At 66.6% G+C, this 15,100-nt stretch carries 13 protein-coding genes and 1 tRNA gene; 5 read left to right on the top strand and 9 right to left on the bottom strand.

Features of this window, described 5'->3' with window-relative positions:
* Positions 1-3: 3 nt before the first annotated feature.
* The 4 genes from BJ997_RS01595 to BJ997_RS01580 all read right to left on the bottom strand — a co-directional run bounded on the left by BJ997_RS01595 (position 4) and on the right by BJ997_RS01580 (position 3,476).
* Positions 4-768, bottom strand: a complete 765-nt coding sequence (locus BJ997_RS01595) for a LamB/YcsF family protein (RefSeq protein ID WP_035835522.1) — start codon at positions 766-768, stop codon at positions 4-6.
* 118 nt (positions 769-886) lie between these two features.
* Positions 887-2,080 (bottom strand): acetyl-CoA acetyltransferase, encoded by a 1,194-nt coding sequence (locus BJ997_RS01590; protein WP_035835523.1) that lies wholly within the window; start codon positions 2,078-2,080, stop codon positions 887-889.
* Positions 2,077-2,733, bottom strand: coding sequence for a CoA transferase subunit B (locus tag BJ997_RS01585; protein ID WP_035835524.1), 657 nt, complete (start codon positions 2,731-2,733; stop codon positions 2,077-2,079). Before BJ997_RS01585 ends, BJ997_RS01590 begins: the two co-directional genes overlap by 4 nt.
* Before the next feature lie 11 nt (positions 2,734-2,744).
* Positions 2,745-3,476, bottom strand: a complete 732-nt coding sequence (locus BJ997_RS01580; RefSeq protein WP_183323221.1) for a 3-oxoacid CoA-transferase subunit A — start codon at positions 3,474-3,476, stop codon at positions 2,745-2,747.
* A 199-nt stretch (positions 3,477-3,675) separates the two neighbouring features.
* On the opposite strand from BJ997_RS01580, the gene BJ997_RS01575 reads away from it, so the two are divergent.
* The gene (locus BJ997_RS01575; RefSeq protein WP_183323220.1) at positions 3,676-4,476 is read left to right on the top strand and encodes an IclR family transcriptional regulator domain-containing protein; all 801 of its coding nucleotides are present in this window, start codon (positions 3,676-3,678) and stop codon (positions 4,474-4,476) included.
* A 95-nt stretch (positions 4,477-4,571) separates the two neighbouring features.
* Here the strand turns inward: BJ997_RS01575 and BJ997_RS01570 are convergent.
* From BJ997_RS01570 to galU, 4 genes are all read right to left on the bottom strand, one after another.
* Positions 4,572-4,647 (bottom strand) — tRNA-Ala (locus BJ997_RS01570).
* Positions 4,648-4,811: 164 nt separating this feature from the next.
* Entirely contained in the window at positions 4,812-5,786 is a 975-nt protein-coding gene (locus tag BJ997_RS01565) for a hypothetical protein (RefSeq protein WP_183323219.1), read from the bottom strand.
* Positions 5,787-5,876: 90 nt separating this feature from the next.
* A complete protein-coding gene (locus tag BJ997_RS01560) occupies positions 5,877-6,536 on the bottom strand; it encodes a GNAT family N-acetyltransferase (protein ID WP_035839864.1) in 660 nt (219 codons plus the stop codon).
* 51 nt (positions 6,537-6,587) lie between these two features.
* Positions 6,588-7,484, bottom strand: a complete 897-nt coding sequence (gene galU, locus BJ997_RS01555) for a UTP--glucose-1-phosphate uridylyltransferase GalU (protein ID WP_035839865.1) — start codon at positions 7,482-7,484, stop codon at positions 6,588-6,590.
* 34 nt (positions 7,485-7,518) lie between these two features.
* On the opposite strand from galU, the gene BJ997_RS01550 reads away from it, so the two are divergent.
* The 4 genes from BJ997_RS01550 (at position 7,519) to BJ997_RS01535 (ending at position 10,721) form a co-directional block, all read left to right on the top strand.
* Positions 7,519-8,097, top strand: a complete 579-nt coding sequence (locus tag BJ997_RS01550; protein ID WP_035839867.1) for a 5-formyltetrahydrofolate cyclo-ligase — start codon at positions 7,519-7,521, stop codon at positions 8,095-8,097.
* A gap of 54 nt (positions 8,098-8,151) precedes the next feature.
* Entirely contained in the window at positions 8,152-8,511 is a 360-nt protein-coding gene (locus tag BJ997_RS01545; RefSeq protein WP_035839869.1) for an FmdB family zinc ribbon protein, read from the top strand.
* Between the two features lie 25 nt (positions 8,512-8,536).
* Complete coding sequence (gene mscL, locus BJ997_RS01540; RefSeq protein ID WP_035839872.1) at positions 8,537-8,959, top strand: large conductance mechanosensitive channel protein MscL; 423 nt, start codon at positions 8,537-8,539, stop codon at positions 8,957-8,959.
* A gap of 328 nt (positions 8,960-9,287) precedes the next feature.
* Positions 9,288-10,721: a sugar porter family MFS transporter gene (locus BJ997_RS01535; RefSeq protein WP_052542701.1), complete on the top strand. Its 1,434-nt coding sequence runs from the start codon at positions 9,288-9,290 to the stop codon at positions 10,719-10,721.
* A 328-nt stretch (positions 10,722-11,049) separates the two neighbouring features.
* Here BJ997_RS01535 and BJ997_RS01530 read toward each other — a convergent pair whose 3' ends face one another.
* Positions 11,050-14,847, bottom strand: a complete 3,798-nt coding sequence (locus BJ997_RS01530; protein ID WP_420827170.1) for an AAA family ATPase — start codon at positions 14,845-14,847, stop codon at positions 11,050-11,052.
* Between the last annotated feature and the right edge of the window lie 253 nt (positions 14,848-15,100).

The raw sequence follows: 15,100 nt of genomic DNA, 5'->3' as shown, positions 1-15,100 counted from the left end.
CGCTTAGGCGAAACTGACGATCGTGACGCCGGAGTCGACGAGGGCGGCGCGCACGGCTGCGGCGAGTCGCACGGAGTCGGGGGTGTCCCCATGCAGGCAGATACTGTCCACCTCGACGCTGATGAGGGAGCCATCGACGGCACGCACCTGGCCGTCACCCACCAGACGCAGTACGTGCTCGGTGACGGCATCGACGGAGTGCAGTACGGCACCCGGGAGCGCGCGCGATACAAGAGTACCGTCGGGGTTATAGGCGCGGTCAGCGAATCCTTCCGCCACGGTGCGCAGCCCGGCGGCGCGGGCGGCGCGCTCGATCTCGGACTTCGGCAGCACCATCACGGGCAGTCCGGGGTCGACGGCGAGCACGGCCTCCACCACGGCGCGGGCCTGTGCGGGGTGGTGCACGATGGAGTTGTAGAGGGCTCCGTGGGGCTTCACGTAGCGAACCTCGGTGCCGGCCACGCGGGCGAGCGCCTGAACGGCGCCGATCTGGTAGACCACGTCGTTGGTGAGTTCTGCGGGGTTCATATCGATGAACCGGCGCCCGAAGCCGGCTAGATCACGATAACCGGGGTGCGCGCCCACAGTCACGCCGGCCTCGGCGGCCGCCTTGCACGTTGCCCGGATGGTGCTGGGGTCGCCGGCGTGAAAGCCGCAGGCCACGTTGATGCTCGAGACCGAGGCGATGATGGCGGCGTCGTCACCGAAGGTCCAATTGCCGAAGGACTCCCCCACGTCACTATTGAGGTCAATACTTGTGGTGGGCATCGTCGCCTTCCCGCTCGAGAAATTTTGTTCCCTCAAGAATGCCCTACTGGGCCAGATTGTTCAACAATCCGGCCCATATTGCCTCACGGAACCGAGCAGCGGATGCCCCACCGGCCGCCTACACAGCCTCGAGCACGCTCACGTAGTTGGCCACGCCTACCCCGCCCATGTTCTGCACGACGGCGCGGCGCGGGTTCGGCAGCTGCATCGCGCCGGCCGTTCCGGTGAGCTGCATCGCCGAGATCACGTGCTGCGAGACCCCGGTGGCACCGACAGGGTGTCCCTTCGCCTTGAGGCCGCCCGACACGTTCACGGGAAGCTTGCCCTCGGGGTAGACCCAGCCCTCCTCGACGGCGCGGCGCCCCTCGCCGGGAGCGGTGAGCCCCATCACCTCGTACATGATGAGCTCGGCGATGGTGAAGCAGTCGTGCACCTCCGCGAAGTCCAGGTCGCCGAGGCCCACGCCCGCCATGGCGAGCGCCCGCTCGAACGACACGCGCGTGGCCGCGAAAGCCGTGGGATCGCGACGAGCCGCGGGCAGAAAGTCGTTCGCCTGCCCGAAACCTGCGAGGCGCACGGGGTCGGTGGCTGCGGCATCCGTTCTGAAATCAGCCGAGGTGAGCACCACAGCGGCCGCGCCGTCGGAGACCGGCGAGCAGTCCGTGCGGCGAAGGGGGTCGGAGACCAGGGGGTTCTTCTCCGACACGGTCTGGCAGAACTCCTCGCCGAGGTCCTTGCGCAGCTGGGCATAGGGGTTGGCCACGCCGTTGCGGTGGTTCTTAGCGGCGATCGAGCCGAGCACGTCGCCGATCGCGCCGTAGCGCCCCTCGTACTCGCGGGCCACGTGCGCGAACAGCCCGGTGAACCCCGCGGTGGAGTGCTTGCCGGCCATGTCGTAGTCGGCGCCGAGCAGCGCCGAACCAACGAGCTCGGGCGGGGCGTGCGTCATCTTCTCCGCGCCGATCACGAGCACGGTACGCGCGGTGCCGGCGAGGATCGACTTCACGCCCTGCTGCAGCGCGGCCGAACCCGACGCGCAGGCGTTCTCCACTCGGGTCGCCGGCACGTTCACCAGGCCGGCATCGGCCTGCAGTACGAGCGACGACGGAAACCCGAGCGGCACGAGCCCCGAGTTGAACTGTCCGAGGTAAATCTCGTCGATAGCGGATGCTTCGACGCCCGCGTTCGTCATCGCTTCCGTGGCCACCTGCACGATGAGGGTCTCGAGGGTGTCGTCTACGAGCTTGCCGAAGCGGCTGTGTCCCCAGCCGGTGAGCAGAACGTCACGGCCGAACTGTTCGCGCAGGCTCATGCGAAGACCTCCACCAGATCGGCGGCAACCGCGAACGCTGCCTCGGTCTTTTCGGTGATGTCGGCCACGGTCACGCCGGGCGCGAGGCGCTGCAGCACGAGGCCGTCGAGGGTCACGTCGAAGACGGCGAGGTCGGAGATGATGCGGTCGACCACGCCGAGGCCGGTGAGTGGCAGGGTGCACTCGGTGACGATCTTGGCGGAGCCGTCGCGGGCCACGTGCTCGGTGAGCACGACCACGCGAGGGGTACCGGCCACGAGGTCCATCGCGCCACCCATGCCCTTCACCATTTTGCCGGGGATGGTCCAGTTGGCGAGGTCGCCGTTGCCTGCCACCTGCATGGCCCCGAGGATGGCGACCTTCACGTGCCCGCCGCGGATCATGCCGAACGAGGTGGCCGAGTCGAAGATCGAGCCGCCGGGCAGCACAGTGACGGTCTGCTTGCCGGCGTTGATGAGGTCGGCGTCTTCCTCGCCCTCGAAGGGGAACGGACCCATGCCGAGCAGGCCGTTCTCGCTCTGCAGCGTCACGGAGATGCCCTCCGGCAGATTGTTGGCCACGAGGGTCGGGATGCCGATCCCCAGGTTCACGTAGTCGCCGTCGGAGAGTTCTTCGGCCGCGATCGCGGCCATTTCGTCTCGTGTCCAGGTCATGTCAACTCTCCTTATGCCGTTGCGGCTGCTGTCATGAACGCAGCCGGGCGGGTGCGCACGGTGCGTTGTTCGATGTCCTTGGTGCGGTTGGCTGACTGCACGAGTCTCTGCACATAGACCCCGGGCGTCACCACGTGGTCGGGCTCGATCTCGCCTGGCTCGACGATGCGTTCGGCCTCGGCGATCGTCACGAGGCCCGCGGTCGCGACCACGGGGTTGAAATTGCGCGCCGTGTAGCGGTAGACGAGGTTGCCTCTGGTATCGGCGAGATAGGCCTTCACGAGTGCGACATCCGCTACGATTCCGCGTTCCTGCACGTAGGTGACGCCGTCGAAGTCGGCGAGTGGCTTGCCCTCGGCGATGAGCGTGCCCACGCCGGTCTTCGTGTAGAAAGCGGGGATGCCCGCGCCGCCTGCCCGCAGGCGCTCGGCGAGGGTGCCCTGGGGGCTGAACTCCACCTCGAGCGCCCCGGCGAGGAACTGCTCGGCGAAGAGCTTGTTCTCGCCCACGTAGGAGGCGATCACCTTGCGCACCTGGCCGGCTTCGAGCAGCACGCCGAGGCCCTTGCCGTCGATGCCCATGTTGTTGGAGACCACGGTGAGGTCTTTCACACCGGATGCCCGCACCGCGTCGATCAGGTCGGCCGGAATGCCGCTGAGGCCGAAGCCCCCTACCGCGAGCACCATGCCGTCTGTGAGAACGTCGGCGAGGGCCTCTGCCGCGCTTGTGTGCACCTTGGTCACTGGATCTCCTCATTGAGTGGACTGTGGGCCGTGTCCACTTTGTGGACCCGGCTGGTATCCCTCTACACAACCGTGATTACGGCCCCTGTGTCAATGGATCGAGAGGTGCATTCCCGTGAACCATCCACGGCGTGAGCGCGGCCGCACCTCATGTCCATATTATGGACACAAGGCGTTCCACCGAGGGAAAGCGGGCACCGTGGCCACCCAGACACATACCGGTTCACCACGCCCCGTTCAGGGCGCCCAGGTCGTGAGCCGGGTAGCCCTGCTGCTGCGCCTGGTCGGCCAGAACCCCGCCGGCGTGCCGCTGGCCCAGATCGTGCGCGAATGCGGGCTCACCCGGCCCACGGTTCACCGGTTGCTCGCGTCCCTTGTCGCTGAGGGACTGCTCGACCACGACCCGACCGCCGGCACGTGGCGCTACGGCCCGGAGATCTTCGTCATGGGCACCGTGGCCGCCCAGTCGTACCCCATCGAAGACCTCGCCCGCCCGAGCCTGCATCGCCTGGCCGAAGAGACGGGCGAGAGCGCCTTCCTCTCCATCCGGAGAGGCGCCGAGACAATCTGCCTGCTGCGCGAGGAGGGCAGCTTTCCCATTCGCTCGTTCGTGCTGCACGAGGGAGTGCGCTTTCCGCTCGGCGTCGCATCCGCTGGCCTGGCCATCATGGCCTACCTGTCCACCGAGGAAGTCGACGGCCTGCTCGTGCAGGATGAGGCCTTCATCGAGCGCTGGGGCGAGCAGCACTCACCCGACGCCATTCGAGCGCACATCGAACAGACACGGGCCACGGGCTACGCGGTCAACCCCGAACTCATCCTCGAGGGCAGCTGGGGCATGGGCGCGGCCATCTTCGACCGTGCCGGCCGCCCCACCTGGGCACTTTCCCTCACCGGCATCGAGCCGCGATTCCGGGCGGGGCGTCAACCATACCTCGGGCAGATGCTCCTCGATGAGGCCCACAGGATCACGCAGAAGTTGCAACACCCCGCGCGCTAGCGATGCACCACCGAGCGGAAGCTGAGGCGACACCGAACTCAACACACACGAAGGGCCGACATCCTCTTGGATGTCGGCCCTTCGTGTGTTTACAGTGGTGGAGCTAAGGAGATTCGAACTCCTGACCTTCTCATTGCGAACGAGACGCGCTACCAACTGCGCCATAGCCCCTGACTGCCTATGCAGAATATCACGGCCGGGCACCCTGCCGGTGCCACGTGCGCCCGAAAGCTGCACGGGCGCCCGCGATACCGCCAGCCCGTGCAGCTTTGCGGCGCACGAGGGCAGTCGCCGCCTCAGGAAGACGGCTGAAGCGGATGCCGCGGGTCGAGCCCCTAACCGACGGCGCGACGGCGACGCAACACGGCGTCGAGGTCGGTCATGCCGGGCTCGGTCTCGCCCACGATACCCATCGCGGCAAAACGGCTGTCCGCAGCGGGCTTGGCAACCGGCAGAGAGCGCGGCGCCGGAGCGGCGGCAGCGCTGATCTGCGATGCCCGACGTTCGATGTCTGCCTCGGCTGCTACCCGGCGCAGCTGGGCCGCGGCATCCACCGAGGCCATGGCGGTCTGCGCGATCGACCCACGCGAAAGGTGCATCGGCCGGGGAAGGGGCTGGGGAGTCCAGGTCTGCACCACGACGGGAACATCTTCGAACTGAACGGGCTCGAAGGTTTGACCGGTGAGCCGAACGCGCTCGGGCACCGACACGTGCACGACGCGGGCGGTGCGCGCCACCCGCGCCAGCCTGGAGAGCGTGAGGAAAGCGGCCACAATCGTGGCCACCCCCATTCCGAGCAGAAACCAGGATCCGGTCGCCACGATCGGCACGATGCCGCCGAGAGTGCAGAGCAGCCCGGTGAGCAAGACGAGCGAACTGAGGGCACGTCCACGACGCAGCCGTCGCATGATCTTGGCCGGCGACACCGGCACGGGCACCCGGTTGGCCGCCTCGATGGCGGCGACAACACCGCGCGCTGCGGCCTCGGCATCCGCTTCGGCGGCTTTCGCCTCGGCATCCGACTTTACCTGCGCCTTCGCCAGGGCGCGGGCAGTGTTGCGCGCGGCCTCCTCGCTCTGCGCGAGGATCTTTTGTTGTTCGGCCACGGTGCGGGCATTCGCCTCAAGGCGAACCTGCTGCGGAACCTCGGCGGTTTCGGCCAGAATGCGCAGAGTCTGCTGCAAGCGCACCGCATTTCGCTCGGTGGCGAGGTACTCCCTGCGGCGCGACCAGGTGGGCATCAGATACGCCACCCAGAGCACAGCAGCCACCGCTACCATCACCCCACCACCCAGAGCCTCACCAGTCATGTTGACAACGGTAAGAGTCAGCGGGCGATCCGGGCATGATTACGGGTGGTGTGTCCTCGATATTTGACATAATTTGTACCTGTACAAGAATTATCGGGTCTTGATGTCCAGCGGATGCGCCGAGCGCTCTCGGTCCGCCTCGGACACGACGGCGGCGTCGGCCGGCACCCGGCCGTCTTTCCACCGCCGCATCACGCCCTGGTCGAGCTCTTCGGCCACAAGCCCGAAACAGAAGTGGTCGCGCCAGTCCCCATTGATGTGGATGAATCGGCGACGCAGACCTTCGTAGCGAAACCCGAGTTTCTCGACCACCCGCAACGACGGCGCGTTCTCGGGGCGGATACAGATTTCCATGCGGTGCAGCCCGAGCTGGTAGAAGCAATAGTCGGTGGCCAGGGCCACGGCCGTGGGCGTAACCGACTTGCCGGCGAACTTCTCGCCGACCCAATAGCCCATGCTCGCCGACGACAACGAACCCCAGGCGATCGACGAGACGTTGAGCTGCCCGGCCAGCTGCCCGTCGTACTCCACAATGAACGGCAGCCCGTTGCCGGCCCGCGAGTGGGACAGCAGACCACGAATGCTCGCCCGCGAGTCGAAAGACATCGGCGCGTAGGGGTTGGTCGCCTCCCATTTGCGCAGCCAGGAGCGGTTGTCGAGAAGTTCACCCTCGAGGGCCTTCGCGTCCCGCAAGCGCACCGGGCGCAGAGTAACGAGGCCCTCCCGGAGGGTGGGAATGGCGAGTGGCACGTGTGACCTGTCTGTCTGCGGGGCTGGGGTGGGCGTTCGTCTGGGAAAAGCCTACTTGTCGAGCGTGCCCACGAAGTCGTGCAGCCACGGGCGCAGGTCCGGCCCGAGGTCTTCACGGTCCACGGCAAGCTGCACGATGGCCTTGATGTAGTCGAGTCGGTCCCCGGTGTCGTACCGACGGCCGCGGAAGATCACGCCGTACACCCCACCGGTCTCCTCGGGGTTGATGGCCATCTCCTGCAGCGCGTCGGTGAGCTGGATCTCGTTACCCTTGCCCGGCGCCGTGTGCTCGAGGATGTCGAAGATCTCGGGGCGCAGCACGTAGCGGCCGATGATGGCGAGGTTGGAGGGGGCATCCGCTGCGCTGGGCTTTTCCACCAGGCCGGTGATGCGCACGACGTCTGGGTCATCGGTGGGCTCGATCGCCGCAGCGCCGTACATGTGAATCTGGGAGGGGTCGACTTCCATCAGGGCGACGATAGTGGTGTTGCGCTTCACCTGTTCATCGAGCATCTGGGTGAGGAGAGTGTCGCGGGCGTCGATGATGTCATCACCGAGGAGCACGGCGAAGGGTTCGTGGTTCACGTGCATGCGAGCGCGGAGCACGGCATGGCCGAGTCCGCGCGGGTCTCCCTGGCGCACGTAATGGATGTCGGCGAGCTCGTTGGACTCGCGTACCTTGGTGAGACGGGAGTGGTCACCCTTGCGCTCGAGGATGGCTTCAAGTTCCGTCATGCGGTCGAAGTGGTTCTCGAGGGCGTTCTTGTTGCGTCCCGTCACCATCAGGATGTCGCTCAGCCCGGCCGCCACGGCCTCCTCAACGACGTACTGGATGGCGGGTTTGTCCACCACGGGGAGCATCTCCTTGGGCATCGCCTTGGTTGCGGGCAAGAATCGTGTGCCGAGACCTGCTGCTGGAATGACGGCCTTCGTAATTTGGGTTCCCATGGCCCCTACGTTAGCGGCATCTAGAATGTCTTGTATGGACTCAGACATCGCTCACCAGAAGAGAGCGCTCCGGGCTGAGCTACGGGAACGCCGCCGCAATCTCACCTCACTCGAGCGCGAAGACGCCTCGGCCGGTTTCACCGAGAACCTGCAACGGCTCGTTGCCGAGGTGTCCGCCCAATCGATCTCCTGCTACCTCTCCTCGAACAACGAGCCGAACACTCGTCCCTTCGTGAACTGGGCAGCGGAGCAGGGCATACGCGTGCTCTTCCCCATTTCGAGGGAGGACGGACTGCTCGACTGGACCGTCGGCAACAACGAAGACGAGATCGAAGGTCTCGCCGGAGTGCCGGAAGCCGTGGGTGAGCTGCTCGGTCCGATCGCCATCAACGACGTTGACCTCATCATCGTGCCGGCTGCGGCAGTGGATGCGTCGGGGTTGCGCATGGGTTGGGGTCGAGGGTATTTCGACAAGACACTGGGTTCCATGGAAAAATGTCCCCCGGTATACGCCGTCGTCTTCGACAGCGAGTACCTGGAGGAAGTGCCCCGCGAGGTGCACGACCAGCCGGTCAACGGCCTGGTCACCCCCACCCGCATCATCGCGTTCTGATTCTGATCCACCCGGCAGACAATCGCCTGCCGCGCCTTACCAGCTGGAGATTTCGTGCCTACCTATTCCTACCGTTGCACCGAGTGCGACACCGCCTTCGACATCCAGCAGGCCTTCACCGACCACTCGCTCACGGTGTGCCCCACCTGCCAGGGAAAGCTCCGCAAGGTGTTCTCCTCTATTGGGGTGACGTTCAGCGGGTCCGGATTCTATAGCAACGATTCGAAGTCGGACTCGAAGCGGTCCAACACCAATCTCGATCGCAAGCCGAGCGAGAAGTCTGAGTCCGCCTCCCCCACCAAGTCGGAGAGCACCCCCAGTTCGACCGCGAAGAAGGAAACATCGTCTCCAGCCGCGAAGCCGTCCTCCGGTTCCACTACCAGCTCAAGCTCGAGCGCCGCTACGGCGTCCTAATTCTTACCTGATCGGGAGCACCACCATGCTTAATGGCTTCAAAGAATTCATCATGCGCGGCAACGTCATCGACCTCGCCGTTGCCTTCGTCATCGGTGTCGCGTTCACCGCTGTCGTGCAGGCCGTCGTCAACGGAATCTTCAACCCGCTGATCGCTGCAGTATTCAATGCCGACAGCCTGGCGGGAGCCATGACTGTCGCCCTGCCCGGAGGTTCCACGCTGTCTTTCGGCATGGTGCTCGCGGCCCTCATCACGTTCGTGCTCACCGCCGCCGTGGTGTACTTCGTCTTCGTGATGCCCCTCAACAAGCTCAAGGAGTCCCAGGACCGCCGCCGCAACGCCGGCATTCCCGCCGCCGCCGTGGTGGACCCCACGACCGAGCTCGACCTCCTCACCGAGATCCGCGACCTGCTCGCGCAGAACGCCGCCCAGCGCCCCAAGCTCTAGGTCCGTTCGCACACCAGACCGCACCCTCAGCGAGGGTGCGGTCCTTTTTTTGCGCGTCCACATTCGCATTCCTTGGCAGAATGTCCTAACATAATGACTGAGGCACCCAGAGCCGCACGATCACTCGATCAGCAGCCACAGACGCAACGGAGCGTGTCAGTCACATTCAGAAAACACTGGTTTCCCTCAGCACCTGACACCAGCGGCTGACCGAAATCCCCCACTCAACGGGAATCCCGGCGTGAGCTCTCACGCCTCCGGCCCGGCGCGATACGCGACCACGGGCATCCGCCGGAGTACCTGCCCGCATCACGCTGAAAGGAACAACGTGTCACTCGGTGGCCCCATCACCAATGCGATAAGTCTCAAGCTGCCCCCGCTCGCGGACGGCCCCTACAACAGGAGGCTCGGCCTCGTGGCCGTGATCGCCACCTTCGGCGGCCTGCTCTTCGGCTACGACACCGGAGTACTCAACGGCGCCCTGTCGTTCATGATGGAGTACTTCAGCCTCAACCCGGTGCAGGAAGGACTCATTACCTTCACGCTGTTGATCGGTGCCGCCCTCGGCGCCCTCCTCGGCGGACGCCTCTCCGACTACACCGGTCGCCGCAAGAACATCCTGCTGCTCGCCGTGATCTTCTTCATCGGAGCTGCGGGCTGCGTGATCGCCCCCACCTACGAGATCCTGCTCGGGTTCCGCTTCATCCTCGGAGTCGCCGTCGGTGGCGCATCCGTTACGGTGCCCGTGTACCTCGCGGAGATCGCGCCGTTTGAGCGCCGTGGGAGCCTGGTCTCCCGTAACGAACTCATGATCGTGATGGGCCAGTTCCTCGCTTTCGCGATCAACGCCATCATCGGCAACGTCTGGGGCGCAAACGAAGACGTGTGGCGCTACATGCTCTCGGTGGCGGTGCTCCCCGCATTCGTGCTGTTCTTCGGCATGCTGCGGATGCCGGAAAGCCCCCGCTGGCTGCTCTCCAAGGGCCGGCACGAAGAAGCCCTCGCCGTGCTCATGCAGGTGCGCCCCGAAGGCCGCGCCGTCGCCGAAATGACCGAGGTGCGCCTTCTCAATGCCGAGCAAGCGGATGAGCGCTCCGGCGGCTGGTCAGACATCATCCGTCAGCCGTGGATGCGCCGCCTGCTGTTCATCGGCATCGGCCTGGCCGCGTACCAGCAGCTCACCGGCATCAACTCGATGATGTACTACGGCACCCAGGTACTCGAGCAGGCCGGCTTCACTCGGGATGCCGCGTTGAGCTTCAATGTGCTCAACGGCGTGATCTCGGTGTGTGCCGTGCTCGTGGCGCTCAACATCATCAACAAGTTCAACCGACGCAGCCTGCTGCTGTTCGGCTTCATCGGCACGACGACCATGCACCTGTTCGTGGGCACTATCGGCGTGGCGATGCCCGAAGACAACCCGCTGCGCCCGTGGCTGCTGCTCGTGGGCATCCTGCTGTTCGTCGGTATTATGCAGGGCACCATCGGCCCGCTCGTGTGGCTGATGATCGCTGAGATCTTCCCGCTCAAGATGCGCGGCCTGATGATCGGCATCACGGTACTTGTGCTGTGGCTCACGAACGCGATCGTGTCGCTCGTCTTCCCGTCCCTCGTGGCGTCGATGGGGTTCGCGACCTTCCTGCTCTTCGCGGCGGTGGGGTTCTTGGCCATCCTGTTCGTGGCCACGAGCGTTCCGGAGACTCGCGGCAAGACCCTCGAAGAGCTCGAGGAACACTTCAAGGTGCAGTACAAGACCTTCTAGTCTCCTCCACCGCTAACTCGGTCTTCTCCTCCTCGAGGACGGGTGGTTCGTCGGCTGCACACGCTTCAACCGACGAACCACCCGCCCTTGCGGTAAGGAGGGGCGCCGTGCTACCAGTGGGGCGGGCGGTCCTGGCGCAGTCGGGCATCGTTGGCGCTCGGGGCTCCGCCGCCGTGCGCCACGCCGCCCTCTTCACGCAAGACCGCCGGCTTCGGGTTGGGGTCTGTGTCCGGGGCCGGCAGCAGCTTCGCGCGACGCGCTTTGCCCGGTTGCCGAATGATGGGCTGTCGCGGCGTTCCCAGACGCTCCGACGGAGTCTCCTCGACCACTAGACCGAGGGACGCTTCGCGTCGACCGGACCGGTGTTGCCGCTCTCGGTCGCAACGCGCTGCACGCCGGCGATCGAGGCCACCCGGGCCGCCACGGCGTCGGGGTTGCTGAACAACTCGAAGCTGTGCACGCGCAGGTAGTGCCAGCCCAGTCGGCGCAGCACCTCCGGGCGTAGGCGCAGCGACTCGCGCAGACTCGAGCGCCCGACCACGGCATCCGTTTCGACCACGATTGCGCGCCCGTTGTGCGACGCCGCGAGGGCGAGCTTTCCGCGGTGGCCGAGGGCAACCGTGAGGCCGAGGCGCTCGAGGCGGCCGGCGAGATCGACGAGCATGGACTCTGTCGCGTCGGGAACCTGCACCTCCACGCTGCGGGCCTCCGTTTCGCTGAGCACCTGGGCCAACGCCAGGATGCCGTGGCGCTGCCGGTCCACCTCGATGTCGGAGGGACGGAAGCACGAGACGATGTCCATCGAACGCCGGGCGCGCGTCATGCCGATGGCGAGCAGGCGTTCACCGCCGGGTTCGCCGAGCGAGCCGAAGTTGGAGAGCAGCCGCCCGTGCGGGGTGCGCCCGTAGCCGATCGAAAAGATCACCCGGTCGCGGCTCTGCGCCACGGCCTGCTCCAGAGTGAGTACCGTGAAAGGCTCTGCGCGGTCTTTCAGGATGAAGTCCGAGAGGTCGGTGCGCTTCGCGAATGCCGACAGCACGGCCTGATGCACGCGCACGGAGTGCCGGGCACTCGCCGTGATCACCATGAGCGACTCGCGCGGGCGCTGCATCGCGTGGTCAATCACGAGCTCGACAACCTTCACGACCTCGGCGTCGACACTTTCTATCGCGCCGCTGTCGGCGTCGGGCATGCCACGTCCACCGGCCACGTAGTTGATGCTGAGGCTGCCGTGCCCGAGATAGCTGCCGGCCCACGGCAGAGAGTCGATGCGCCCGCCGTAGAAGCGGTGGTTCACGAGCTCGGCGAGGTCTTCGCCACCGGCGCGATAACTGCGCGTGAGGGTGAGCGTGGGCAGCAGCTCGCCGAGGCGGGCGAGCGCCGAATCGGCGTGCATCGCGTCGACGGTCACGGCGGGAGCGGCGCCGGCCGGCTCCGCGGCCTCTGACGCATCCCGAATGCCGGTCTCGAAGGCCGACGGCGTCTGTGTGACCGGGTCACCGAACGCCACGATCTGCTTGCCGCGGCGAATAGCACCCACGTTTTCGGCCAGGGTGGTGGCGCCGGCGTCCACGAGCAACACGGTGTCGAAGGCGATGCGGTCGGAAATTCCCGCCATCTCGTACGGCGAGGCGAGCCACACCGGCGCGAGCACGCGCCCGAGGTGCGGCGCCACATCATTGAGGCGCTCTGGCGTTGCGCGATCGGCGCGCAGCAGGCGGCGCAGCTGGTCGGCTTCTTCGGGCCAGTCGACCACGCCGATCTTCCACGTTTCGGCGAGCAGCCACGCCAACAGCTGGCCGGTAGCGGATGCGTGAGCCTCGTCGACGAGTTTGAAGTCGGCCTCAAGGCGGTCAAGCACCTGGGTGTTCGCGTTGAGCAACGCCTTGTCGCCGCTGAGCATGGTCTCGAGCACGGACTGCCACCACGCGAGCTCGAGTTCGGCCGCCACGTTCTTCTCGGACACGTGGCGCTGCGACAGGTCGGTCATCAGCGGGTCGAGGTTGTTCTCTCGCAGCGTCGCGAGCAGGGCTGTGCGCTCGTGCAGGTTGGCGAGCACCTCGCTCTCCGCGGCGAGGCCGGCGATCGTGTAGATGAGTTCCTTGATCGGCCGCGACACGAGGGCACGCGTGGTGCCAGCCGCGCCGAGGGGAACATCGAGCAGGCTGAGGTCTTCGGAGACACGCTGGTAAGCCACGTGCACGTCGTTGATCCCCACCGGCACCTCGGGCGTCACGCCGGCCGCAGCGTAGCGCTGCCACAGGGTGCGCTGCTGCTGGATGCGCCGCAGGCTCTCGTTCATGTCGCTCACGCGCACGCCGGGACGCTGGTACTCCTCGGCAAGCTTGCGCAACCGGCGACGGTTGGCGCCGGTCATCTCGCTGGATTCGCGGCGAGACGAGGTGGCCGCGATGAGCTCGGTGAGGGACCGGTCGTACACGGCGGGCTGAAACTTGTCGAGCGTCTCGCGAATGTCGAGCAGCAGGCGCAGGTACACGCCGAGTTCCGCGATCGTCTCGAACGGGCGCAGTCGGGTCTGGCCCACCAGGCCCGCGGCGCGTTCCAGCAGGCGCGGAAGTTCGATCTGGTTCACACGCTTGGCGAGTTGGTGGGCACCGCCGGCATCCGCTGTCGAGGTGAACGAGGCGCCGTACCAGGGCGAGTCGCCGGGACCGTAGCGGAATTCGCCGAGCGCGGCGGCCTTGATGAGCGTGGCTGCGGCGGCCGGACGCGAGTGTGCGAGCAGTTCGAGCGCGTGCCGGTCGAGTCGCGCTGTCGTGGAGGGCGGGGGCGAGAGCTGCGCGAGGCGAGCCAGCTCGCCGAGGGCATCGAGCACGGACACTCCGAGGGCCGAGTCGCGGCGGGTGAGCGCCCCGCGGTAGTCGAGCAGCACCTTGCGCAGGCGCACGAGGGCATCGTCCACGTCGCCGACGCGCGGTTGGCTGGCCTTTTCGTTGCGCGTGATCGACTCGATCAGGTTGCGCCGCAGTGTGCGCGGGGTCACCGCCACGCCCGGCAGGCCCACCTGCACGAGGCGGTGCGCGATGCCGTCGAGGCTGGAGCGGCGGGCGCTCACCACGAGCACGCGCTTGTGCTGCGCGATGAGCGAGCCGAGCGCGTTCACGATGGTCTGCGTGCCACCGGTGCCTGGAAGCGTTTTCACCACGAGGGAGTTGCCGGCGGCTATCTGCGCCACCACGTTCTCCTGCTCGGGGTCGGCGTCGAGCAGCAGCACATCGGTGGCTGGCGGGCGAGCGTCCTGGCCAATGGGCACCACGGGGTTGTAGGCACTCTCGATATTGCGCCGGGCGGTCTGGTTTCCGGCCATCGCGTCAAGAAGCGGATGCTCCAGCTTGCTCGCATCGGCGGCCAGCGCCCGTCCCACGTCGGCGAACGACGACACCACGAGGCGGGGAGTTACCTGAAACCAGGGAAGGTGCGAGGTGAGGCCGCGAAGGCGATCGATCACGGGCTGGGGCTTGAATGCGCCGTTGGTGATGGCGAGCGCCACAAAGGCGTCGGCGTCGAGGGTAATCTGGAACTGGTCGTGCAGGGCGCGCGCGAGCTCGGGGTTGAGAAACGGCTGGCCCTTGAGCTTGAGCTCGTAGTCGCGACCGTAGCGGCGGATGGCGAGCGGGCGCAGCAGCACCGGCGCGAGGAAGTCCACGTCGTTGTAGCGCCACTCGGCGAGCCCGATTCCGAGGTTCACGGACTCGATGCCGCGCATCGAGCGCAGTTCTATGCCCTTCTGGGTGATCTCGTTCGCCGCGAGGCGCGCATTGCGCAGCGCGAGCTCGTCGCGGATCAGGTTGGAGAGCAGCGTGGTCTTGCCGGAGATGAACTGCGGCAGGCCGCCGGGGTGCGTGGCGCTGAGCTCGATGCGCGTGCGTGGGCTGTCGGCGAAGTGCAGCAGCGGGGAACGCCCGCCGAGCTCCGCGATTTCGTCGCGCCAGCGCTGCCAGGCAGGCTCCGCGATGTTGCCGGCCACAAGCGACGGGTCACCCAGGCTGAGTGCGTGCGGGCTGGTCGCGTTTTGTGGGTCGGGTGAGGAGCCGTCCGCTGAGGAGACGTCCGAGTACTTCGACAGCACATCGTCGTCGTCTTGTTTTCTATCGAGGTGCCACACAGGGCCTACCCTAATTTACGCAAGTGTGAAATGCCCTGAGGCGGGCGGGGTTTCGCGCGTTTTGGTCGGCGCGCCGCCGCCGTGCCGCCGCGCCGCCGCGCCGCCGCGCCGCCGCGCCCGTGTGGCCACGCGCTACCGCCGCAGCGACCGCGCGCCGCCGTACCGGCGCGGCCCGCGCCACCGCCGCGCCCGTGTGGCCACGCGCTACCGCCGCAGCGACCGCGCGCCGCCACAGCGGCCGCAGGCCTCGGGC

Source organism: Cryobacterium roopkundense (genome assembly GCF_014200405.1).
Classification (GTDB): Bacteria; Actinomycetota; Actinomycetes; order Actinomycetales; family Microbacteriaceae; genus Cryobacterium; species Cryobacterium roopkundense.
This window is presented reverse-complemented; position numbering and strand designations above follow the sequence as displayed.